Source organism: Haemophilus sp. THUN1691 (assembly GCF_059704425.1).
This window is the reverse complement of the sequence record NZ_AP046578.1, coordinates 344697-367938: the sequence shown is the minus strand read 5'-3', so window position 1 is coordinate 367938 and position 23242 is coordinate 344697. Positions and strand designations below refer to the sequence as shown.

17 protein-coding genes, 4 tRNA genes and 4 rRNA genes are annotated in these 23242 nt (G+C 40.8%); 20 read left to right on the top strand and 5 right to left on the bottom strand.

What is annotated here, in order from left to right:
• Positions 1–128 precede the first annotated feature (128 nt).
• The 8 genes from rpsG to nusG all read left to right on the top strand — a co-directional run bounded on the left by rpsG (position 129) and on the right by nusG (position 8639).
• Positions 129–599: a 30S ribosomal protein S7 gene (gene rpsG / locus AC6H0J_RS01835; protein WP_005626581.1), complete on the top strand. Its 471-nt coding sequence runs from the start codon at positions 129–131 to the stop codon at positions 597–599.
• 83 nt (positions 600–682) lie between these two features.
• Positions 683–2785, top strand: a complete 2103-nt coding sequence (fusA, locus tag AC6H0J_RS01830) for an elongation factor G (protein WP_140527489.1) — start codon at positions 683–685, stop codon at positions 2783–2785.
• Positions 2786–2851: 66 nt separating this feature from the next.
• On the top strand, positions 2852–4036 hold the full coding sequence (gene tuf / locus AC6H0J_RS01825) for an elongation factor Tu (RefSeq protein WP_118865560.1): 1185 nt from the start codon (positions 2852–2854) through the stop codon (positions 4034–4036).
• A 231-nt stretch (positions 4037–4267) separates the two neighbouring features.
• A complete protein-coding gene (gene tig / locus AC6H0J_RS01820; protein ID WP_497512743.1) occupies positions 4268–5566 on the top strand; it encodes a trigger factor in 1299 nt (432 codons plus the stop codon).
• A 96-nt stretch (positions 5567–5662) separates the two neighbouring features.
• Entirely contained in the window at positions 5663–6274 is a 612-nt protein-coding gene (clpP, locus tag AC6H0J_RS01815) for an ATP-dependent Clp endopeptidase proteolytic subunit ClpP (protein WP_258183412.1), read from the top strand.
• An 8-nt stretch (positions 6275–6282) separates the two neighbouring features.
• Entirely contained in the window at positions 6283–7524 is a 1242-nt protein-coding gene (gene clpX / locus AC6H0J_RS01810) for an ATP-dependent protease ATP-binding subunit ClpX (RefSeq protein WP_005628067.1), read from the top strand.
• A 139-nt stretch (positions 7525–7663) separates the two neighbouring features.
• Positions 7664–8080 (top strand): preprotein translocase subunit SecE, encoded by a 417-nt coding sequence (gene secE / locus AC6H0J_RS01805; protein ID WP_005628069.1) that lies wholly within the window; start codon positions 7664–7666, stop codon positions 8078–8080.
• 1 nt (position 8081) lies between these two features.
• Entirely contained in the window at positions 8082–8639 is a 558-nt protein-coding gene (gene nusG, locus AC6H0J_RS01800; protein WP_005628071.1) for a transcription termination/antitermination protein NusG, read from the top strand.
• 189 nt (positions 8640–8828) lie between these two features.
• Here the strand turns inward: nusG and AC6H0J_RS01795 are convergent, their stop codons facing one another.
• The 3 genes from AC6H0J_RS01795 to metN are packed head-to-tail and all read right to left on the bottom strand — an operon-like array spanning position 8829 to position 11405.
• Complete coding sequence (locus AC6H0J_RS01795) at positions 8829–9650, bottom strand: MetQ/NlpA family lipoprotein (protein WP_005639292.1); 822 nt, start codon at positions 9648–9650, stop codon at positions 8829–8831.
• 38 nt (positions 9651–9688) lie between these two features.
• Positions 9689–10378, bottom strand: coding sequence for a methionine ABC transporter permease (locus tag AC6H0J_RS01790; protein WP_065246294.1), 690 nt, complete (start codon positions 10376–10378; stop codon positions 9689–9691).
• On the bottom strand, positions 10368–11405 hold the full coding sequence (gene metN / locus AC6H0J_RS01785) for a methionine ABC transporter ATP-binding protein MetN (protein ID WP_497512742.1): 1038 nt from the start codon (positions 11403–11405) through the stop codon (positions 10368–10370). The genes AC6H0J_RS01790 and metN overlap by 11 nt, the downstream gene beginning before the upstream one ends.
• A gap of 175 nt (positions 11406–11580) precedes the next feature.
• Here metN and gmhB point away from each other — a divergent pair, with 175 nt between their 5' ends.
• The 11 genes from gmhB to murQ all read left to right on the top strand — a co-directional run bounded on the left by gmhB (position 11581) and on the right by murQ (position 20279).
• The gene (gmhB, locus tag AC6H0J_RS01780; RefSeq protein WP_497512741.1) at positions 11581–12135 is read left to right on the top strand and encodes a D-glycero-beta-D-manno-heptose 1,7-bisphosphate 7-phosphatase; all 555 of its coding nucleotides are present in this window, start codon (positions 11581–11583) and stop codon (positions 12133–12135) included.
• Between the two features lie 338 nt (positions 12136–12473).
• Positions 12474–14013, top strand: a 16S ribosomal RNA gene (locus AC6H0J_RS01775).
• 82 nt (positions 14014–14095) lie between these two features.
• Positions 14096–14172 (top strand) — tRNA-Ile (locus AC6H0J_RS01770).
• 53 nt (positions 14173–14225) lie between these two features.
• Positions 14226–14301: transfer RNA gene (locus AC6H0J_RS01765), tRNA-Ala, on the top strand.
• A gap of 307 nt (positions 14302–14608) precedes the next feature.
• Positions 14609–17507 (top strand): 23S ribosomal RNA (locus AC6H0J_RS01760).
• A 118-nt stretch (positions 17508–17625) separates the two neighbouring features.
• Positions 17626–17741 (top strand): 5S ribosomal RNA (gene rrf, locus AC6H0J_RS01755).
• A gap of 46 nt (positions 17742–17787) precedes the next feature.
• Positions 17788–17903 (top strand): 5S ribosomal RNA (rrf, locus tag AC6H0J_RS01750).
• Together the 16S, 23S and 5S rRNA genes with 4 tRNA genes alongside form the textbook arrangement of a ribosomal RNA operon.
• Positions 17904–17915: 12 nt before the next feature.
• Positions 17916–17992: transfer RNA gene (locus tag AC6H0J_RS01745), tRNA-Asp, on the top strand.
• Positions 17993–18008: 16 nt separating this feature from the next.
• Positions 18009–18084: transfer RNA gene (locus AC6H0J_RS01740), tRNA-Trp, on the top strand.
• 134 nt (positions 18085–18218) lie between these two features.
• On the top strand, positions 18219–19358 hold the full coding sequence (locus AC6H0J_RS01735; protein WP_046953239.1) for an anhydro-N-acetylmuramic acid kinase: 1140 nt from the start codon (positions 18219–18221) through the stop codon (positions 19356–19358).
• Positions 19359–19367: 9 nt separating this feature from the next.
• Entirely contained in the window at positions 19368–20279 is a 912-nt protein-coding gene (gene murQ, locus AC6H0J_RS01730) for an N-acetylmuramic acid 6-phosphate etherase (protein WP_005625824.1), read from the top strand.
• A 27-nt stretch (positions 20280–20306) separates the two neighbouring features.
• Here murQ and AC6H0J_RS01725 read toward each other — a convergent pair whose 3' ends face one another.
• Complete coding sequence (locus tag AC6H0J_RS01725; protein WP_005625825.1) at positions 20307–21149, bottom strand: divergent polysaccharide deacetylase family protein; 843 nt, start codon at positions 21147–21149, stop codon at positions 20307–20309.
• Positions 21149–22381: a murein hydrolase activator EnvC gene (gene envC, locus AC6H0J_RS01720; protein WP_005625826.1), complete on the bottom strand. Its 1233-nt coding sequence runs from the start codon at positions 22379–22381 to the stop codon at positions 21149–21151. Before envC ends, AC6H0J_RS01725 begins: the two co-directional genes overlap by 1 nt.
• 175 nt (positions 22382–22556) lie before the next feature.
• Between envC and AC6H0J_RS01715 the strand changes: the two genes are divergently transcribed.
• Positions 22557–23240 (top strand): 2,3-diphosphoglycerate-dependent phosphoglycerate mutase, encoded by a 684-nt coding sequence (locus AC6H0J_RS01715; RefSeq protein ID WP_118817478.1) that lies wholly within the window; start codon positions 22557–22559, stop codon positions 23238–23240.
• The last annotated feature ends 2 nt before the right edge of the window (positions 23241–23242 follow it).

Below are 23242 nucleotides of genomic sequence, written 5' to 3'. Positions count from 1 at the left end.
TAAATTAGCAAAACAATTTAAACCATAAACTCCAGTCAAAAAGCGCTTTGCGCTGCAAATTTTCTCAAAGAGAAATATTGCTGATGGGTTTTGGATATCCTGAAGATTAAAATACGGAGAAATTCGCAATGCCACGTCGTCGTAGTGTTGAAGCACGCAAGATTCTTCCAGATCCGAAGTTCGGTTCAGAGTTACTTGCAAAATTTATTAATGTAATCATGGTAGACGGTAAAAAATCCGTTGCTGAATCAATCGTTTATGGTGCTTTAGAAACTTTAGCACAACGCACAGGTAAAGAGCCTTTAGAAGCGTTTGAAGTTGCACTTGAAAACGTACGTCCAACTGTTGAGGTTAAATCTCGTCGTGTTGGTGGTTCTACTTACCAAGTACCAGTTGAAGTGCGCCCTGTACGTCGTAACGCATTAGGTATGCGTTGGATCGTTGAAGCAGCACGTAAACGTGGTGATAAATCAATGGCTTTACGCCTTGCAAACGAATTATCTGATGCTTCAGATAATAAAGGTGCAGCAGTGAAAAAACGTGAAGATGTTCACCGTATGGCTGAAGCTAACAAAGCATTTGCTCACTACCGTTGGTAATAAGTTTTTGAATTTAAAGGGCTTCATCATTGATGAAGCCTTACCCTTATATAAACTGATATTAAATAAACAAGGTTATAATAATGGCTCGTACAACCCCTATTGAAAGATATCGTAATATCGGTATCAGTGCGCATATTGATGCGGGTAAAACCACTACTACTGAGCGTATCTTATTCTATACTGGTGTTAGCCACAAAATCGGTGAAGTGCACGATGGTGCAGCAACGATGGACTGGATGGAACAAGAACAAGAGCGTGGTATTACCATTACCTCTGCGGCAACAACTGCATTCTGGTCTGGTATGTCGCAACAGTTCCAACAACACCGCATCAACGTTATCGATACTCCAGGACACGTAGACTTTACTGTTGAAGTAGAACGTTCTATGCGTGTTCTTGATGGTGCGGTAATGGTTTACTGTGCGGTTGGTGGTGTTCAACCACAATCTGAAACTGTATGGCGTCAAGCTAACAAATATCAAGTGCCACGTATTGCGTTCGTAAACAAGATGGACCGTACTGGTGCAAATTTCTTACGCGTAGTTGAGCAATTGAAAACTCGTTTAGGTGCTAACGCAGTTCCTCTTCAACTTCCAATTGGTGCAGAAGATAACTTTACTGGTGTTGTTGACTTGATCAAAATGAAAGCGATCAACTGGAACGAAGCTGACCAAGGTATGACCTTCACCTATGAAGATGTACCTGCAAATATGCAAGCAGATTGCGAAGAATGGCGTCAAAACCTTGTTGAAGCAGCGGCTGAAGCATCTGAAGAATTAATGGAAAAATACCTTGGCGGTGAAGATCTTTCTGAAGAAGAAATCAAACTTGCATTACGTCAACGTGTATTAGCAAACGAAATCATCTTAGTAACTTGTGGTTCTGCGTTCAAAAACAAAGGTGTTCAAGCTATGCTAGATGCCGTTGTTGAATACTTACCAGCACCAACTGATATTCCAGCGATCAAAGGTATCAACCTTGATGAAACTGAAGGTGAGCGTCACGCAAGCGATGAAGAACCATTCTCTTCATTAGCATTCAAAATTGCAACTGACCCATTCGTAGGTAACTTAACCTTCTTCCGTGTGTACTCAGGTGTAATTAACTCTGGTGACACAGTAATGAACTCTGTGAAACAAAAACGTGAACGTTTCGGTCGTATCGTACAGATGCACGCAAACAAACGTGAAGAGATCAAAGAAGTTCGTGCAGGTGACATCGCAGCTGCAATCGGCTTAAAAGATGTAACCACTGGTGACACATTATGTGCAATTGAAGCACCAATCATCCTTGAGCGTATGGAATTCCCAGAGCCAGTAATCTCTGTTGCAGTAGAACCAAAAACTAAAGCTGACCAAGAAAAAATGGGCTTAGCATTAGGTCGTTTAGCACAAGAAGACCCTTCATTCCGTGTTCACACTGATGAAGAATCTGGTGAAACCATCATCTCTGGTATGGGTGAATTACACTTAGATATCATCGTTGACCGTATGAAACGTGAGTTCAAAGTGGAAGCTAACATCGGTAAACCACAAGTGTCTTACCGTGAAACTATCCGCACTCGTGTTAACGATGTGGAAGGTAAGCACGCAAAACAATCTGGTGGTCGTGGTCAATATGGTCACGTTGTTATCGACTTATATCCATTAGATCCAGAAGGTCCAGGTTACGAGTTCGTGAACGAAATCAAAGGTGGTGTAATTCCTGGTGAATACATTCCTGCCGTTGATAAAGGTATCCAAGAACAGCTTAAATCTGGTCCATTAGCGGGTTACCCAGTAGTTGATCTTGGTGTACGTTTACACTTCGGTTCATACCACGATGTGGACTCATCTGAGTTAGCATTTAAACTTGCAGCATCTTTAGCATTTAAAGCAGCATTCGCAAAAGCAAACCCAGTATTACTTGAGCCAATCATGAAAGTTGAAGTAGAAACTCCACCTGAATATGTTGGTGATGTAATTGGTGACTTAAGCCGTCGTCGTGCAATGGTTAACGGTCAAGAAGCGAATGAGTTCGTTGTTAAGATCGATGCTGAAGTTCCACTTTCTGAAATGTTCGGTTATGCAACAGACTTACGTTCACAAACTCAAGGTCGTGCATCTTACTCAATGGAACCGTTAAAATATGCTGAAGCGCCAACAAACGTTGCAGCTGCAGTAATTGAAGCGCGTAAAAAATAATTTTTTGTAAAACCAGCGGTGTAAAACATCATTGTTTTATACCGCACTTTCTAGGAAACATTAGCAATGTCTAAAGAAAAATTTGAACGTACAAAACCGCACGTAAACGTGGGTACAATCGGCCACGTTGACCACGGTAAAACAACTTTAACAGCAGCAATCACTACCGTATTATCTAAACACTTCGGTGGTGCAGCTCGTGCATTCGACCAAATCGATAACGCGCCAGAAGAAAAAGCGCGTGGTATCACCATCAACACTTCACACGTTGAATATGATACAGCAACTCGTCACTACGCACACGTTGACTGTCCGGGACACGCCGACTATGTAAAAAACATGATTACTGGTGCGGCACAAATGGATGGTGCAATCTTAGTAGTAGCAGCAACTGATGGTCCTATGCCGCAAACTCGTGAGCACATCTTATTAGGTCGCCAAGTAGGTGTTCCATACATCATCGTATTCTTAAACAAATGCGACATGGTAGATGACGAAGAGTTATTAGAATTAGTAGAAATGGAAGTTCGTGAACTTCTATCTCAATATGACTTCCCAGGTGACGACACTCCAATCGTACGTGGTTCTGCATTACAAGCATTAAACGGCGTAGCAGAATGGGAAGAAAAAATCCTTGAGTTAGCAAACCACTTAGATACTTACATCCCAGAGCCAGAGCGTGCGATTGACCAACCGTTCCTTCTTCCAATCGAAGACGTGTTCTCAATCTCAGGTCGTGGTACAGTAGTAACTGGTCGTGTAGAACGTGGTATCATCCGTACTGGTGATGAAGTAGAAATCGTAGGTATCAAAGATACAGCGAAAACTACTGTAACAGGTGTTGAAATGTTCCGTAAATTACTTGACGAAGGTCGTGCAGGTGAGAACATCGGTGCATTATTACGTGGTACAAAACGTGAAGAAATCGAACGTGGTCAAGTATTAGCGAAACCAGGTTCAATCACACCACACACTGACTTCGAATCAGAAGTGTACGTATTATCAAAAGAAGAAGGTGGTCGTCATACTCCATTCTTCAAAGGTTACCGTCCACAATTCTATTTCCGTACAACAGACGTAACTGGTACTATCGAATTACCAGAAGGCGTGGAAATGGTAATGCCAGGTGATAACATCAAGATGACAGTAAGCTTAATCCACCCAATCGCGATGGACCAAGGTTTACGTTTCGCAATCCGTGAAGGTGGCCGTACAGTAGGTGCTGGTGTTGTTGCGAAAATCATCAAATAATTGATGTATTCTTGAATGTCTTAAAGACAGAGAGAAGACAAAAGAAAGTGCGGGGAACATTCTCCGCACTTTTTGTTTATGGGTGATATTTGAAAGTTATCAAAACGTGATTTTTTAATCAGTATTTTATCGACTGGTTACATTTCTTTCGTTATAATTGAGCGTCTTATTTTATTTAACAAACGTGTTCGGTGTGGATTTTTACCGAGTGCAAATTAATTGAGGTAACAAATGTCATTAAATATTGAAACAACCCAAGGTTTAGAACGCCGTGTAGCGATCACCGTTCCAGCTGAAACTGTATCTAAAGCAGTTCGTGAAGAATTTAAACGTGCATCAAAAAATGTGCGCGTAGATGGTTTTCGTAAAGGCCATGTTCCTAGTCATATTATCGAACAACGTTTCGGTGCATCAATCCGTCAAGATGTATTAAACGATTTATTACCACGTCATTTTTTTGATGCCGTGATTGCAGAAAAGATCAATATTGCAGGTCGTCCAACTTTTGGTATTGAAACTTTTGAAGAAGGTAAAGATCTAGTTTTCACCGCAACTTTTGAAGTTTATCCAGAAGTTAAATTACAAGGTTTAGAGAATATTAAGGTTGAAAAACCAACTGTTGAAATCACAGAAGCTGATATTGATAAAATGGTTGACGTGTTACGTAAACAACAAGCAACTTGGGCAGAAATGGACTCTGCAGCAAAAGCAGATGATCGCGTAACTATTGATTTTGTTGGTTCTGTAGATGGCGAAGAGTTTGAAGGCGGTAAAGCATCTGACTTCGTATTATTTATGGGGCAAGGTCGTATGATTCCTGGCTTTGAAGATGGTATTGTAGGTCATAAAGCTGGTGAGCAATTTGATATTAATGTAACTTTCCCTGCTGAATACCATGCAGAAAACTTAAAAGGTAAAGCGGCAAAATTTGCAATCACCTTGAAAAAAGTAGAAAACATGGTGCTACCTGAGTTAACAGATGAGTTTGTTGCTAAGTTCGGTCCGAATACTAAATCTGTTGCAGATTTACGTGTAGAAATTCGTAAGAATATGGAACGTGAATTGAAAAATGCATTAGTTTCACGTGTTAAACAACAAGTAATCAATGGCTTAATTGAGCAAAATCCAATTGAAGTTCCAGCTTCTGCTGTAGAAGAAGAAATTAATGTATTACGCAATCAAGCGGCTCAACGTTTTGGCGGTAATGCACAACAGGCTGCACAGTTACCACGTGAATTATTTGAAGCGGAGGCAACTCGTCGTGTTCAAGTAGGTTTATTATTCTCTGAAGTGATTAAGTCTAATGAATTAAAAGCTGATGAAGAACGCGCTAAAGCAATGATTGCAGATATTGCATCAGCTTACGAGCAACCAGCTGAGGTTGTTGAATACTATAGCAAAAACGAAGAGTTAATGAACAATATTCGTAATGTAGTATTAGAAGAACAAGCGGTGGATGCAGTACTTGCTAAAGCTCAAGTTACTGAAAAAGTTTCTTCATTTGATGAAATTATGAATCCACAAGCATAATGATTAATTAATATCGTTATGATTGAGTAAAAGTGCGGCCGCTCTTTTTAACAAAAGCGACCGCATTTTTATTTGTAGGTTATTTAGAGTAAAATAATTAGCAATTTTAGTGAAAAAGGTAAGAAAATGAGTGTAATTCCTATGGTTGTTGAACAGACTTCGCGTGGCGAGCGTTCATACGACATTTATTCCCGTTTATTAAAAGAGCGTGTGATCTTCCTAAGTGGTGAAGTTGAAGATCGTATGGCAAATCTCATTGTGGCTCAGCTGCTTTTTTTAGAGTCTGAAGATCCAACTAAAGATATCAATATCTATATCAACTCTCCTGGTGGTTCTGTGACCGCAGGTATGGCTATTTACGACACAATGCAATTTATTAAGCCAGATATTCGTACACTTTGTATTGGTCAGGCATGCTCAATGGGCGCATTCTTGCTTGCTGGCGGAACCGCTGGTAAACGAGCTGCGTTACCAAATGCGCGTGTGATGATTCACCAACCTTTGGGTGGTTTCCGTGGTCAAGCATCCGATATTCAAATTCATGCGCAAGAAATTTTGAAAATTAAACACACCTTAAACGATCGTCTAGCATTCCATACTGGGCAAAGTATCGAACGAATTGAGAAAGATACAGATCGCGACAACTTTATGTCAGCTGAAGAAGCAAAAGCGTATGGTTTAGTTGATGAAGTTTTAATTAAACGTTAAGGAAACACATGTCAGACAAAGATAAAGATTTACATTGCTCTTTTTGCGGAAAAGAAAAAAGCGAAGTAGATAAATTAATTGCTGGTACAGACGGCTATATTTGTAATGAGTGTATTGAACTTTGTCATTCAATGCTTGAAGAAAGTAATGATGAAAGTGTAGACGAAAGTGCGGCAGAAAATGAGGAGAAATTACCAACTCCTCACGAAATTCGTGCTCATCTAGATGATTATGTTATTGGCCAAGATTATGCGAAAAAAGTGCTTTCTGTCGCAGTTTACAATCATTATAAACGCTTACGAACTAATCATGAAAATAACGATGTTGAGCTCGGTAAAAGTAATATTTTGCTTATTGGTCCAACGGGTAGCGGTAAAACATTGCTTGCTCAAACATTAGCTCGTCGCTTAAATGTGCCCTTTGCGATGGCTGACGCAACAACATTGACTGAGGCTGGCTACGTGGGTGAAGATGTAGAAAATGTCCTACAAAAGCTTTTACAAAACTGTGAGTATAATACTGAAAAAGCAGAGCAAGGCATTATCTATATTGATGAAATCGATAAAATTAGCCGTAAATCAGAAGGCGCATCAATTACTCGAGATGTATCTGGCGAAGGTGTACAACAAGCATTGTTGAAACTCATTGAAGGTACTGTAGCGTCTATTCCTCCTCAAGGCGGGCGTAAACATCCGCAGCAAGAAATGGTGAAATTGGATACGTCAAAAATTCTCTTTATCTGCGGTGGCGCATTTGCGGGATTAGATAAAATTATCAGTAAACGTACACAAACAAGTACGAGTATCGGTTTTAGTGCGAAAGTAGAAAAGGATGAAGAAGAAAAGTCTCTTTCTGAATTATTCCGCCAAGTAGAACCAGATGATTTAATGAAGTTTGGTTTAATTCCGGAATTTATTGGGCGTTTACCCATGATTTCTCCACTAAGTGAATTAGATGAAGAGGCTCTTGTGCAAATTCTTACACAGCCTAAAAATGCCTTAACTAAACAATATCAAGCTTTATTTGGACTTGAAAATGTGGAGTTAGAATTCACTCCAGAAGCTTTAAAAGCAATGGCTAAGAAAGCGCTTGAAAGAAAAACAGGCGCACGTGGTTTACGTTCTATTGTCGAGGCTGTATTACTTGATACGATGTATGATTTACCATCTATCGAAAATTTACGTAAAGTAGTCGTGGATGAAAGTACCATTGTAGATAATACTGCTCCAAAATTAGAATATCATTCTTAATAGAAAAGTGCGGTTGTTTTTCCTTATGTTTTCTATTTTGCTTGATGATTTTCAATAGGCAAGGCGAAAAGAAAATGCTACAATTGCACGTTCTTATAACTTTATTCTTATTTTCCTAAGTAAATAACGGATTCAATTTATGGCAACTGAAATTGTTGATAAAAAGAAAAATGTACCAGAGACGGTGGTAGAAGGTAAATCTAAAGGATTAAATACCCTTCTTTGGATTTTAGTCGCAGTCTTTTTTGCTGCAGCTGCAATTGGTAATGTTTATTTCCAAAAAGTATATTCATTACCTATTCGTGTAGTGGGTGTAGTCATTGCATTAGTGATTGCTTTTGCATTTGCAGCAATTACTAATCAAGGTACAAAAGCTCGTACATTCTTTAAAGATTCAAAAATAGAAGCGCAAAAAGTGGTATGGCCAACTCGCCAAGAAGCGCGTCAAACTACATTAATCGTAATTGGGGTAACAATCATTGCATCCTTATTTTTCTGGGCGACAGATTCGATTATTGTGACAGTAATTAATTTCTTAACTGATTTGAGATTCTAAAATGACTGAAGAAACAACTGTATCAAAAAAACGTTGGTATGTATTACAGGCGTTTTCTGGTTTTGAAAGCCGAGTGGCTTTAACTTTGCGTGAATACATTAAACAGCAACAAATGGAAGACCAATTTGGTGAAGTGTTAGTTCCAACTGAAGAAGTTGTTGAGAATGTTGCAGGTAAACGTCGTAAAAGTGAACGTAAGTTTTTCCCTGGCTATGTACTCGTAGAAATGGAAATGAATGATGAAACATGGCACTTGGTGAAAAGTGTTCCGCGTGTTATGGGATTCATTGGTGGTACACCTGATAAACCTGCTCCAATTTCTAAACGAGAAGCGGATACTATTTTAAACCGTCTAGAGCAAACCACAGATAAACCGCGTCATCGCAATGAGTATCATCCTGGTGAAGAAGTTCGTGTAGCGGAAGGTCCATTTGCAGACTTTAATGGTACAGTAGAAGAAGTGGATTATGAAAAAGGTCGCTTAAAAGTTTCTGTATCAATCTTTGGTCGTGCAACACCAGTTGAACTAGAATTTGGTCAAGTAGAAAAAATACATTAATCCTTGATTAAGGATAATTAAAAAAATTACCGCACTTCTATAGTGCGGTTTTTTCATGCCTTGAATTTATCAAGGTATTGTTACTTGTGTGATCTTTAATTTTAGGAAATTAATTGGTCGTAGAAGATAAGATATAAAAAATCCCTTGCTCAGCAAGGGATTTAGTAATGAGTTAAAGTGCGGTAGAAATTACCAACCTTTTACAACACCATCTTTGAAGTGTTTTTTAGCTTCTTGGTAAACTTCTTCTGTTTGGTAAGATTTTACGAAATCTTGAACAGCTTTGCTGTCTTTGTTATCGGTACGAGAAACAATAATGTTCACATATGGAGAATCTTTATCTTCTACAAATACACCGTTATCTTGTGCATTTAAGCCCACCTGGCCCGCATAAGTATTGTTTACTACAGCTAAATCAACATCGTCTAATGCGCGTGCTGCAACAGAGGTATCTACTTCAGTGATGTTTAATTTTTTCGGATTTTCAACAATATCTAATACAGTTGAAAGAAGGTTATTTGCATCTTTTAATTTGATTAAACCTTGTTTTTCAAGAAGAATTAATGCACGGCCACGGTTTGTTGGATCGTTAGGAACAACAACTTTAGCACCTTCTTGTAATTCATTCACATTTTTGATTTTTTTAGAATAGCCAGCTAATGGATAGACGAAAGTATTACCCACGATAACTAAATTATTTAAATTTTTCGCTTTTGCATCTTCATCTAAATAAGGTTTATGTTGCATTGCGTTTGCATCTAAATCACCTTTAGATACAGCTTCATTTGGTAATGCATAGTCATTGAATTCAACGAATTGAACGTCTAAACCATATTTTTCTTTAGCGACTTTTGCTGCAATTTCTGCAACTTGGTGCTCAGGGCCTGACATCACACCAACTTTGATTTTAAGTGGTGCAGCTGCAGCTTCAGGTTTTTTGTCTTCTTTACAGCCTGTTAAAACGAGAGCTGATGCGATTGCAGTGATTGCAAAAAGTTGTTTTAATTTCATAGGATTTCCTTCCTGTTTAAGTTAAGAGTTGTGTTTAATTAACGATGATCCACTTTTTTAGCCAGTGTATCGCCGAGTTTTTGGCTAATCATAACGAATAGCACAATAATAATGGTTGCCACCCAAGTGACATAAGGCATATTGCGATATACGCCGTAGTTGATAGCGAGGCTACCTAAGCCACCGCCGCCTTGTGTTCCCGCCATTGCAGAATAACCAACTAAAGTAACTAGCGTAAGCGTGATGCCATTAATTAGTGTCGGTAGTGCTTCTGGCAAATAGAATTTACGTACAATTTGCCATTTAGTAGCCCCCATTGCTTGAGCAGCTTCGGTTAAACCATTTGGAATTTCCATTAATGCATTAGCAGTTAAGCGAGCAACGAATGGCATCGCACAAATGCTTAATGGAATAATTGCTGCCGTTGTACCTAATACAGTTCCAACGATGAAACGTGTTACAGGTAATAAAATTAAGAGCAAAATAATAAATGGAATAGAACGCCCGATATTAATGATCGTGTTTAACACAAAATGGGTGCGGTTGTTTTGTAAGATCTCATTTTTTCCAGTTAAAAAAGTCCACACGCCTACTGGCACGCCGACTACTACGGCAAGTAGAGTAGAAGCAAAGCTGATGTAAACCGTTTCATAAGTTGCTGTTGCAACAACACCCCACATTTGAGGTGTTAATTGCTGGCTGAATGTTGCCAAAAAATCATTGAACATAACCAAGCACCTCCACGCGCACGTTGTTTTCCATTAAATAAACTTTGGTTTGCGTAATAGCATCTTCATCGCCTTCTACTTCAGCAATGGTATAACCAAATTTCACGCCTCCAGCATAATCGATTTGTGAGGTTAAGATACTGAGTTCCACACCAAATTTTTTTGATGCCTGAGAAAGTAACGGTGCATCGACTGAGCGACCCGTAAACTCAAATTTGATAATTGGATACGCTTTGCTATGTTTCGGCGTTTCAGTAAGATTTTCCAAATATTCATCAGGTAGACTGATGTGGAAGGTCGAACGAATAAACTCTTGTGCTAGTTCTGTTTTAGGGTTTGCAAAAATTTCACCGACAGTACCTTGTTCAACTAAGCGACCTTGATCAATGACAGCAACTTGATCACAAATCTGTTTAACAACTTCCATTTCATGGGTAATTAACAAAATCGTAATACCTAAAGTGCGGTTAATTTCTTTTAATAATTTCAGAATAGATTGTGTCGTTGCAGGATCTAGTGCGCTAGTGGCTTCATCACATAATAAGACTTTAGGATCACTGGCTAAGGCGCGAGCAATGGCTACACGTTGTTTTTGCCCACCAGAAAGATTACTTGGGTAAGCATCACGTTTTTCACTTAAACCAACAAGATCTAAAAGTGCGGTAATTTTTTCTTGGATTTTTGCTTTTGGCTCACCTTCCAATTCTAAGGGTAATGCCACGTTTTCAAATACGGTGCGAGAACTTAGTAAATTGAAATGCTGAAAAATCATTCCAATTTGACGACGAGCACGTACTAACTCGCGATCAGAAAGTCCTGTTAATTCTACGCCGTCCACAATAACGGAACCGCTAGTTGGTTTTTCTAATAAGTTCACACAGCGAATTAACGTACTTTTTCCTGCGCCAGATGCGCCAATTACTCCGCAAATTTGACCTTTTTCGATGTTTAATGAGACATTATCAAGCGCAGTCAATTTCTTGCTAGGCAGCTCAAAAATCTTCGTTATATTGCTTAGCTTAATCATATAAGCCCTTTTTATTTGCTATTTTTAAATCTGTTTCGGTATTCTAGACGTCTAGATTGCTATGTCAATATGTCAGATTATCTTTTTTAGACAGATTGGTTATGAGTTATATTTGCTAATTGCTTGGATTAAATAGATAATTTTCGTCAATTTGATACGTATGAAAGGTAAGAGAATGAATAAGGCTATTTTTTTAGATCGCGATGGTACGTTAAATATTGATTACGGTTATGTACACGAAATTGATAACTTTAAGTTTATTGATGGTGCGATTGATGCATTGCGAGAATTAAAGAAACTGGGATATATGTTGGTGTTGGTTACCAATCAATCTGGAATTGCGCGTGGCTATTTTTCTGAGGAGCAGTTTTTACAGTTAACAGAATGGATGGATTGGTCATTGGCTGAGCAAGATGTGGATTTGGATGGTATTTACTATTGTCCACATCATCCCGAGGGAAAAGGTGAATATAAAGAAGACTGTGATTGCCGGAAACCTAAATCAGGCATGCTATTGCAAGCGATCAAAGAATTAAAGATCGATCCTACGCAATCTATTATGGTTGGAGATAAAGTTGAAGATCTAAAAGCGGGAATTGGCGCGAAGGTGAAAATGAATGTATTAGTTCGTACAGGTAAACCAGTAACAGAGGACGGCGAGAGAGTAGCAGATTATGTGTTAGATTCTATCGTTGATCTCCCTAGAATTTTAAAACGATTAAAAAAATAGCTCAAAATATCTATATTTTGCTCTAATCGCTTGCGCTTTAATCAAAAGATCATTTTTTTAAATATTTTTAAAAAAAAGTACTTGCAAGGGATTTGAAAATCCCTATAATGCACCGCACACAACGACGCACTGTTGTGAAGTATTTAAGTTTCCACGTGCGTCGTTGTTTTTTGCTCTTTAACAATGTATCAGACAATCTGTGTGGGCACTTGTTGATTGACTTGTTTTAAAATATTTTTAATTTTGAAGTCTTAATAGGTGCTTAACTGAAAATTCATAATTACTTTTTAAGTAGTGTTTTTATTTATAGCTAAGCAGTTTATTGAGCGATTGAACTTGAATTGAAGAGTTTGATCATGGCTCAGATTGAACGCTGGCGGCAGGCTTAACACATGCAAGTCGAACGGTAGCAGGAGAAAGCTTGCTTTCTTGCTGACGAGTGGCGGACGGGTGAGTAATGCTTGGGAATCTGGCTTATGGAGGGGGATAACTACGGGAAACTGTAGCTAATACCGCGTAATATCGAAAGATTAAAGTGTGGGACCTTCGGGCCACATGCCATAAGATGAGCCCAAGTGGGATTAGGTAGTTGGTGGGGTAAAGGCCTACCAAGCCGACGATCTCTAGCTGGTCTGAGAGGATGACCAGCCACACTGGAACTGAGACACGGTCCAGACTCCTACGGGAGGCAGCAGTGGGGAATATTGCGCAATGGGGGGAACCCTGACGCAGCCATGCCGCGTGAATGAAGAAGGCCTTCGGGTTGTAAAGTTCTTTCGGTATTGAGGAAGGGATGTGTGCTAATAGTAGACATCATTGACGTTAAATACAGAAGAAGCACCGGCTAACTCCGTGCCAGCAGCCGCGGTAATACGGAGGGTGCGAGCGTTAATCGGAATAACTGGGCGTAAAGGGCACGCAGGCGGTTATTTAAGTGAGGTGTGAAAGCCCCGGGCTTAACCTGGGAATTGCATTTCAGACTGGGTAACTAGAGTACTTTAGGGAGGGGTAGAATTCCACGTGTAGCGGTGAAATGCGTAGAGATGTGGAGGAATACCGAAGGCGAAGGCAGCCCCTTGGGAATGTACTGACGCTCATGTGCGAAAGCGTGGGGAGCAAACAGGATTAGATACCCTGGTAGTCCACGCTGTAAACGCTGTCGATTTGGGGATTGGGCTTAAAGCTTGGTGCCCGTAGCTAACGTGATAAATCGACCGCCTGGGGAGTACGGCCGCAAGGTTAAAACTCAAATGAATTGACGGGGGCCCGCACAAGCGGTGGAGCATGTGGTTTAATTCGATGCAACGCGAAGAACCTTACCTACTCTTGACATCCATGGAATCCTGTAGAGATACGGGAGTGCCTTCGGGAACCATGAGACAGGTGCTGCATGGCTGTCGTCAGCTCGTGTTGTGAAATGTTGGGTTAAGTCCCGCAACGAGCGCAACCCTTATCCTTTGTTGCCAGCGATTTGGTCGGGAACTCAAAGGAGACTGCCAGTGATAAACTGGAGGAAGGTGGGGATGACGTCAAGTCATCATGGCCCTTACGAGTAGGGCTACACACGTGCTACAATGGCGTATACAGAGGGTGGCGAAACTGCGAGGTGGAGCGAATCTCAGAAAGTACGTCTAAGTCCGGATTGGAGTCTGCAACTCGACTCCATGAAGTCGGAATCGCTAGTAATCGCGAATCAGAATGTCGCGGTGAATACGTTCCCGGGCCTTGTACACACCGCCCGTCACACCATGGGAGTGGGTTGTACCAGAAGTAGATAGCTTAACCTTTTGGAGGGCGTTTACCACGGTATGATTCATGACTGGGGTGAAGTCGTAACAAGGTAACCGTAGGGGAACCTGCGGTTGGATCACCTCCTTACCAAAGACGAGAGACAATAAGTGTCCACACAGATTGATTGATATATTGTAGACAATATCGAGCAGAAAGCCGTTATTCCCTTGGGTCTGTAGCTCAGGTGGTTAGAGCGCACCCCTGATAAGGGTGAGGTCGGTGGTTCAAGTCCACTCAGACCCACCACTCAAACTGAGTGAGTGATGAAGGTGAATAAGGTGATAAATAAACGATGACATGGGGATATAGCTCAGCTGGGAGAGCGCCTGCCTTGCACGCAGGAGGTCAGCGGTTCGATCCCGCTTATCTCCACCACTTATCATCGTTAAGTAAATTTATTTATTTAGTTTATTTAACGATGATAACTGAAAAGTTTTATCAACTGTTCTTTAAAAAATTGGAAACAAGCTGAAAACAAGAGATTTTCGAGAGAAAGTCTGAGTAGGCAAGACAGGAAAGTGAAAGAGGGAACTGAAAAGGGAAATCTAAAAATAAAACCTGTTTTGCATAAAATCTTGATTGAACAAAAGCAATCAAGTGTTTAGTTGAATGAAGATACGCATCAAATTGACCGCACTTTCAAGTGAAAACTTAAAGTGATTGAAAACATTTGAGGTTGTATAGTTAAGTGACTAAGCGTACAAGGTGGATGCCTTGGCAATCAGAGGCGAAGAAGGACGTGCTAATCTGCGAAAAGCTTGGATGAGTCGATAAGAGGCGTTTAATCCAAGATATCCGAATGGGGAAACCCAGTAGATGAAGAATCTACTATCACTTACTGAATACATAGGTAGGTGAGGCAAACCGGGAGAACTGAAACATCTAAGTACCCCGAGGAAAAGAAATCAACCGAGATTTCGTCAGTAGCGGCGAGCGAAAGCGAAAGAGCCTGTTAATGATAGCAGCAGAGATAGAGGAATAAGCTGGGAAGCTTAGCGACACAGGGTGATAGCCCCGTACTCGACATCCAGGCTGTGGTACTAAGTTAACGATAAGTAGGGCGGGACACGTGATATCCTGTTTGAAGATGGGGGGACCATCCTCCAAGGCTAAATACTCCTGATTGACCGATAGTGAACCAGTACTGTGAAGGAAAGGCGAAAAGAACCCCGGTGAGGGGAGTGAAATAGAACCTGAAACCTTGTACGTACAAGCAGTGGGAGCCTGAAAGGGTGACTGCGTACCTTTTGTATAATGGGTCAGCGACTTATATTTTGTAGCGAGGTTAACCGAATAGGGGAGCCGAAGGGAAACCGAGTCTTAACTGGGCGAATAGTTGCAAGGTATAGACCCGAAACCCGGTGATCTAGCCATGGGCAGGTTGAAGGTTGGGTAACACTAACTGGAGGACCGAACCGACTAATGTTGAAAAATTAGCGGATGACTTGTGGCTGGGGGTGAAAGGCCAATCAAACCGGGAGATAGCTGGTTCTCCCCGAAATCTATTTAGGTAGAGCCTTGAGCGGACACCTTTGGGGGTAGAGCACTGTTTCGGCTAGGGGTCCATCCCGGATTACCAACCCGATGCAAACTACGAATACCAAAGAGTGATACTCAGGAGACACACGGCGGGTGCTAACGTCCGTCGTGGAGAGGGAAACAACCCAGACCGCCAGCTAAGGTCCCAAAGTCTATATTAAGTGGGAAACGAAGTGGGAAGGCTTAGACAGCTAGGATGTTGGCTTAGAAGCAGCCATCATTTAAAGAAAGCGTAATAGCTCACTAGTCGAGTCGGCCTGCGCGGAAGATGTAACGGGGCTCAAATATAGCACCGAAGCTGCGGCATCAGACGTAAGTCTGTTGGGTAGGGGAGCGTTCTGTAAGCGGATGAAGGTGGCTCGAGAGGGCTGCTGGACGTATCAGAAGTGCGAATGCTGACATAAGTAACGATAAAACGGGTGAAAAACCCGTTCGCCGGAAGACCAAGGGTTCCTGTCCAACGTTAATCGGGGCAGGGTGAGTCGGCCCCTAAGGCGAGGCTGAAAAGCGTAGTCGATGGGAAACAGGTTAATATTCCTGTACTTGGATAAACTGCGATGTGGGGACGGAGCAGGTTAGGTTATCGCACTGTTGGATATGTGCGTTTAAGTTGGTAGGTGGGAAGTTTAGGCAAATCCGGACTTCTATTAAACACTGAGAGATGATGACGAGGCTCTACGGAGCTGAAGTAACCGATACCACACTTCCAGGAAAAGCCACTAAGCTTCAGGTTTATCTAAACCGTACTGAAAACCGACACAGGTGGTCAGGTAGAGAATACTCAGGCGCTTGAGAGAACTCGGGTGAAGGAACTAGGCAAAATAGCACCGTAACTTCGGGAGAAGGTGCGCCGGCGTAGATTGTAGTCCCTCGCGGGCGAAGGTTGAACCGGTCGAAGATACCAGCTGGCTGCAACTGTTTATTAAAAACACAGCACTCTGCAAACACGAAAGTGGACGTATAGGGTGTGATGCCTGCCCGGTGCTGGAAGGTTAATTGATGGTGTAATCGAAAGAGAAGCTCCTGATCGAAGCCCCAGTAAACGGCGGCCGTAACTATAACGGTCCTAAGGTAGCGAAATTCCTTGTCGGGTAAGTTCCGACCTGCACGAATGGCATAATGATGGCCAGGCTGTCTCCACCCGAGACTCAGTGAAATTGAAATCGCCGTGAAGATGCGGTGTACCCGCGGCTAGACGGAAAGACCCCGTGAACCTTTACTATAGCTTGACACTGAACATTGAATTTTGATGTGTAGGATAGGTGGGAGACTTAGAAGTAGTCACGCCAGTGATTATGGAGTCGTCCTTGAAATACCACCCTTTAACGTTTGATGTTCTAACGAAGATTGCGGAACGCGGTCTCGGACAGTGTCTGGTGGGTAGTTTGACTGGGGCGGTCTCCTCCCAAAGAGTAACGGAGGAGCACGAAGGTTTGCTAATCACGGTCGGACATCGTGAGGTTAGTGCAATGGTATAAGCAAGCTTAACTGCGAGACAGACAAGTCGAGCAGGTACGAAAGTAGGTCATAGTGATCCGGTGGTTCTGAATGGAAGGGCCATCGCTCAACGGATAAAAGGTACTCCGGGGATAACAGGCTGATACCGCCCAAGAGTTCATATCGACGGCGGTGTTTGGCACCTCGATGTCGGCTCATCACATCCTGGGGCTGAAGTAGGTCCCAAGGGTATGGCTGTTCGCCATTTAAAGTGGTACGCGAGCTGGGTTTAGAACGTCGTGAGACAGTTCGGTCCCTATCTGCCGTGGGCGTTGGAGAATTGGTTGGGGCTGCTCCTAGTACGAGAGGACCGGAGTGGACGCACCACTGGTGTTCCGGTTGTGTCGCCAGACGCATTGCCGGGTAGCTAAGTGCGGAAGAGATAAGTGCTGAAAGCATCTAAGCACGAAACTTGCCAAGAGATGAGTTCTCCCAGATTATAAATCTGTAAGGGTTGTTTAAGACTAAGACGTAGATAGGTGCGGTGTGTAAGTGTAGTGATACATTGAGCTAACGCATACTAATTGCCCGAGAGGCTTAACTATACAACGCTCAAGTGTTTTTGGAAAACAGAGTGAAAGAAAAAGAAATTAACTAAACGTTCAGCTTGTGGCCAATGAAGAACATAGATAGAATTTAAAATAAACGTTATCAAAGAATTATCCTGGCGGCGATAGTGCGGTGGAACCACCTGACACCATACCGAACTCAGAAGTGAAACGCTGTAATGCCGATGGTAGTGTGGGGCTTCCCCATGTGAGAGTAGGGCACCGCCAGGTTTATTTTTTTAGTTTATTCATTGAGTAAATTAAAAAAATAAAAATTTTTGGCAGAGATAGTGCAATAGATCCACCTGATACCATACCGAACTCAGAAGTGAAATGTTGTAACGCTGATGGTAGTGTGGGGTATCCCCATGTGAGAGTAAGGCACTGCCAATTACTACATTTAGCGGAGTGGTAGTTCAGCTGGTTAGAATACCTGCCTGTCACGCAGGGGGTCGCGGGTTCGAGTCCCGTCCATTCCGCCAATTTATTCATACCAATAGGGGCGTAGTTCAATTGGTAGAGCACCGGTCTCCAAAACCGGGTGTTGGGAGTTCGAGCCTCTCCGCCCCTGCCATTAAAATATTCTTTTCGATTAATCATAAAATATCTTTATACTCATACCTTTTTCATATTATTTAATAATTCTTTTTATTTTTCTTTTTGAATTAGATATATAATTATCAAATTTTAAATATAAAAATAATTAGTATGAAACCTCAATATTATCTTGGCATGATGTCTGGAACTAGTCTAGATGGAGTAGATATTGTTCTCGCTGATTTTTCTCTAGAGCCTCGACTTATCTTATCTGATTTTTTTCCCATGCCAGAAAATTTACGTCATAAATTAACCAAACTCATTCAAGCTGGTGAAACAACTCTACAAAATTTAGGCGAACTCGATCATGAGCTTGCTTTATTGTATTGCGATTGTGTAAATACTTTTCTACAAAAATATAATCTTATTCCAAGCCAAATTGAAGCTATTGGTTGTCATGGGCAGACTGTATGGCATTCTCCTGCTTCAGCATTTCCTTTCACGATGCAACTAGGCGATATGAATTTATTGGCAGCGAAAACGGGAATATCTGTTATTGGTGATTTTCGTCGTAAAGATATGGCTTTAGGCGGACAAGGGGCTCCTCTTGTACCCGCTTTCCACAAAGCTGTATTCTCAAATCCTAATTTTGCCACAGTTGTTTTAAATATTGGTGGGATTAGTAATGTTTCCATATTGTTTCCTAATCAACCTGTAATTGGCTTTGATACGGGGCCAGGTAATACATTATTAGATCAATGGATAGAAAAACACCAAGGTCTTCGCTATGACAAAAATGGTGATTGGGCTTCAAAAGGTAAAGTGAATCAAGTTCTGCTTAATGAATTATTAAATGAACCTTTTTTCTCTTTATCAGCCCCAAAAAGTACAGGGAGAGAATTATTTAATTTTGATTGGTTAATTGGCAAAATAGAAAAAACATCTGAAAAACTTACCGAGCTTTGCTCCAAAATCACATTATCCCCAGAAGATGTGCAAGCGACGCTTGTTGAATTGACGGTAACAAGCATTGTTAATGCACTAAATCAACTTCAAACAGATTTACCAAAACGTTTACTAGTATGTGGCGGCGGTGCAAAGAATAGCTTAATTATGCGTGGATTGCATGATAATTTACTCGATTGGCAGGTTGGTACAACGACAGAGCAAGGTTTTAATATTGATTATGTAGAGGCCGCTGCTTTTGCTTGGTTGGCTTATTGTCGAATGAACAATTTACCAGCAAACCTGCCTAGCGTAACTGGCGCAAAAAGTGCGGTTAGTTTGGGGGCTATTTTTCCTAAAGACTAAGGTCAAAATATGAATGACATTATATTAAAAAGTTTATCCACGTTAATTACGGAACAACGAAATCCGAACTCAGTTGATATTGATCGTCAAAGTGCTTTAGATATTGTTCGATTAATGAATAAGGAAGATAAACAAGTTCCTTTAGCTATTGAAGCATGTTTGCCAGAGATTTCGTTAGCGGTAGATAAAATCGTTCATGCTTTTAAACAGGGCGGGCGTCTAGTATATATTGGGGCTGGGACGAGCGGTCGTCTCGGCGTATTGGATGCGTCAGAATGCCCCCCGACATTTGGTGTGTCTTCGGAAATGGTCAAAGGTATTATTGCGGGGGGCGGACATGCTATCCGCCATCCCGTAGAAGGGGCGGAAGACAATACGAAAGCTGTACTTGAGGATCTACAAAGCATAAATTTTTCAAAAAATGATGTATTAGTAGGCATCGCTGCAAGTGGCCGGACACCCTATGTTATTGCAGGTCTTCGGTACGCTAAATCTATTGGTGCTTTGACAATTTCTATTGCGAGCAATCCAAAATCAGCGATGGCTGAGATAGCCAATATTGCGATAGAGACTATTGTTGGTCCTGAAATATTGACGGGTTCTAGCCGCTTAAAATCTGGCACAGCACAAAAAATGGTACTGAATATGCTGACTACGGCAAGTATGATTTTATTGGGTAAATGTTACGAAAATTTGATGGTCGATGTACAAGCCAGTAATGAAAAGCTTAAAGCACGCGCTGTGCGTATTGTGATGCAAGCAACAGATTGCGATAAAGTGCTCGCTGAGCAGACATTAATTGAAGCAGAGCAAAATGCCAAGCTTGCAATTATGATGATTTTAAGTAATTTATCAAAATTAGAGGCGAAGGCATTATTAGAAAGACATCAAGGTAAATTAAGAAATGCACTTTCTAAATAACAATCCGCACGTTTTACGTGCGGATTGTTATTTTGGAATTCCACGTAGTAATCCTACGGGCTTAAAAGGTTCCATTGAAGTTGGCGCAGGCATTTCTGTAAATAATAAAATAAATGGTTTAGGCGGGATTACTTTTTCATTACGCCATAAATTGCCCATTCCGACAAGTTGGATATCTGCTGGTAAATTGTTAAGACCTGCTTGTAACACCGCTATTGTATTTGGACGAGGATGTCCTATCGCAATCGCGGTACCATGTTTCCTTGCATATTGAATTGCAGCTTGAAATTGATGTTGAACGTCAGCTAGTTCGTTACTATCATCTAAAAATACGTGGCGATCTAATGAACGAACCCCTTGTTCTTTTGCTATTTTTCCAGCTACAGATTTTCCTATTGTTCGACTATCTAAAAAGAATAAATGTTTTTCTTGAAGTGCGGTCATTAAATAAGTCATTAATTGGGGATCGGCTGTAGCTGCACTACCCATATGATTATTCATGCCAATTGCATCATTCACGATATTTTTGGCTGTATTTACCCGATCATTGACCTGTGCTGAAGACATTCCTAAATGTAGTCCTCCATCCTCTATTTTCACCGCACTCATAGGTTGCATCGGCATATGAATTAAAATGTCTCGGCCTTGAGATTTGGCTTCTTGATTACGTGCTCGAGCATGAGGCGCAGCAGGAATAATGGCGACGGAAATTTCACGCGGCATTGCAAAAATAGCAGCATCTTCTTTGAGATGATAGCCGACATCATCAATAACAATAGCAAGTTTATTTTGCGCAAGGGAGATGGAAGTATAAAGTGCGATAGAAAAAACGATGAAATTTTTCACCGCACTTTTTATGAGAAGTTTCATTAACGAATCCATCCAGTTGGATTCACTGGTGTGCCTTTTCGGCTAATTCCAAAATAGAGTGCGGAACGCGAAATTTCACCAGTATTGCCCACTTGAGCAATAGTTTGTCCCGCAGAAACAAGTTGACCAACTTTTACCAATACGGCTTGATTAAAACCATATAAACTTAAGTCGGTTTCACCATGTTTGACGATGACCATATAACCGTAGCCATTCAAATACCCAGCTAAAATGACACGTCCAGCTGCAATGGCTTTGACTGCAGTTCCAGATGAGGCACCAATAACCATACCTTTCCAACGAACTTCACCTGCCTGAATAGTTCCAAAATTATGTAAAGTTGGCCCTGAAACTGGTGCTGAATATTGTTTTTTGGCAATCCCTAAACCACTTGTACTGTTAAGCAATTGACGTTCTTGTGCTGTCGGTTGATAAGGTTTTGAAGTCCGTTTTTCTTCAGCTTGTTGTCGCTGTGAAAGCGCGTCACGCTCTCTTTTTTCTTGTTCTAAAGCCGCTTTTTCTGCACGTTGAATTTCTTGACGGAGCGCTTGTTCATTAGCCTTTAGGCTATCCAATTTATTTTGATCTCTCGCCAAATTCTTATTAAGTTCATTTAGCATAGATTGACGTTCTTGTTGTGATTTTTGTAATTCTTGTTGCTGTTTTTTTTGCGTTAAAAGTTGATCTCGATGATTTTTTTGCTGACCTAAAATTGATTCTTTTTGGGATACAATTTGAGCTTGTGTTGCTTTTAAACTATCAATTATTTCTATTCGAACTTGGTTTAAATGTTGATAGTACACTTTCATGCGTTCTGCTTTTTCCGCATTTTTAGAAAACATTCTTTCAATGACGGAAGGATTTAAACCTGATCGATAAATCATATCCATTTGTTTCGCTAAGCGTGATTTTTGTTCAGATTCTTGTTTTTCCAATTGTTTGAGTTGTTTATCTGAGTCAGAAATTTGCTTACGAATTTCTTTCAAGCTTATTTCTGTTTCATGCAGTTCACCCACGACAGCATTAATTTTACTTTCATGGTTTTTCAAATTAGCTTGTAACTTAGCTTGCACGCGTTTTTGTTCAGCAATTTTAGATTCTTGTTGCTTAATTTGCTTTTGAATCTGGTTAAGATCGGAGGCATGGCTTATTGGGGAAAAAATCAACAAACCGCAGCTAAAAAGTGCGGTGAAAAATGGCGATATTTTTTTGTTTAATCCCGAATACAGCATAATTTTTCCTAAATTCTTAAAATCGCACAAATCTTATCATATTTGTTAAAAGGCGAAAAAGTTTAGCCTCTATTTTTTGCTAAAGATCAGGAAAACTCGCCTTTCTGCTTTTAAACATACTCAATTTTTGCTATAAAGTGTGAGTTATCTTTTACTTAAATTTTAGGAGATTCTTATGGAATTAGTATTTATCCGTCACGGTTTTAGTGAATGGAATGCGAAAAACTTGTTCACTGGCTGGCGTGATGTAAATTTAACAGAACGTGGTGTAGAAGAAGCAAAAGTAGCGGGCAAAAAATTATTAGATGCTGGCTATGAGTTTGATATCGCATTTACATCTGTGCTAACTCGTGCAATCAAAACTTGTAACATCGTATTAGAAGAATCCCATCAATTATGGATTCCTCAAGTGAAAAACTGGCGTTTAAATGAACGTCATTATGGTGCTTTACAAGGTTTAGATAAAAAAGCGACTGCGGAACAATACGGTGACGAACAAGTTCATATTTGGCGTCGTTCTTATGACATTTCTCCACCAGATCTAGATCCACAAGATCCAAATTCTGCACACAATGACCGTCGTTACGCAAATATTCCATCCGACGTAGTGCCAAATGCAGAAAACTTAAAAATTACTTTAGAGCGTGCACTTCCATTCTGGGAAGACCAAATTGCACCAGCAATGCTTTCTGGCAAACGTGTTTTAGTTGTTGCTCACGGTAACTCACTCCGTGCGTTGGCAAAACATATTATCGGTATTTCTGATGCTGAAATTATGGATTTTGAAATTCCAACAGGTCAACCTTTAGTATTAAAACTAGATGATAAATTAAATTACGTAGAACATTACTACCTTTAATT

Bases quoted from the DNA above. Each gene is read 5' to 3' on its own strand.
- rpsG (WP_005626581.1), top strand. From the start codon at position 129: ATGCCACGTCGTCGTAGTGTTGAAGCACGCAAGATTCTTCCAGATCCG.
- fusA (WP_140527489.1), top strand. From the start codon at position 683: ATGGCTCGTACAACCCCTATTGAAAGATATCGTAATATCGGTATCAGT.
- tuf (WP_118865560.1), top strand. From the start codon at position 2,852: ATGTCTAAAGAAAAATTTGAACGTACAAAACCGCACGTAAACGTGGGT.
- tig (WP_497512743.1), top strand. From the start codon at position 4,268: ATGTCATTAAATATTGAAACAACCCAAGGTTTAGAACGCCGTGTAGCG.
- clpX (WP_005628067.1), top strand. From the start codon at position 6,283: ATGTCAGACAAAGATAAAGATTTACATTGCTCTTTTTGCGGAAAAGAA.
- secE (WP_005628069.1), top strand. From the start codon at position 7,664: ATGGCAACTGAAATTGTTGATAAAAAGAAAAATGTACCAGAGACGGTG.
- nusG (WP_005628071.1), top strand. From the start codon at position 8,082: ATGACTGAAGAAACAACTGTATCAAAAAAACGTTGGTATGTATTACAG.
- AC6H0J_RS01795 (WP_005639292.1), bottom strand. From the start codon at position 9,650: ATGAAATTAAAACAACTTTTTGCAATCACTGCAATCGCATCAGCTCTC.
- AC6H0J_RS01790 (WP_065246294.1), bottom strand. From the start codon at position 10,378: ATGTTCAATGATTTTTTGGCAACATTCAGCCAGCAATTAACACCTCAA.
- metN (WP_497512742.1), bottom strand. From the start codon at position 11,405: ATGATTAAGCTAAGCAATATAACGAAGATTTTTGAGCTGCCTAGCAAG.
- gmhB (WP_497512741.1), top strand. From the start codon at position 11,581: ATGAATAAGGCTATTTTTTTAGATCGCGATGGTACGTTAAATATTGAT.
- AC6H0J_RS01735 (WP_046953239.1), top strand. From the start codon at position 18,219: ATGAAACCTCAATATTATCTTGGCATGATGTCTGGAACTAGTCTAGAT.
- murQ (WP_005625824.1), top strand. From the start codon at position 19,368: ATGAATGACATTATATTAAAAAGTTTATCCACGTTAATTACGGAACAA.
- AC6H0J_RS01725 (WP_005625825.1), bottom strand. From the start codon at position 21,149: ATGAAACTTCTCATAAAAAGTGCGGTGAAAAATTTCATCGTTTTTTCT.
- envC (WP_005625826.1), bottom strand. From the start codon at position 22,381: ATGCTGTATTCGGGATTAAACAAAAAAATATCGCCATTTTTCACCGCA.
- AC6H0J_RS01715 (WP_118817478.1), top strand. From the start codon at position 22,557: ATGGAATTAGTATTTATCCGTCACGGTTTTAGTGAATGGAATGCGAAA.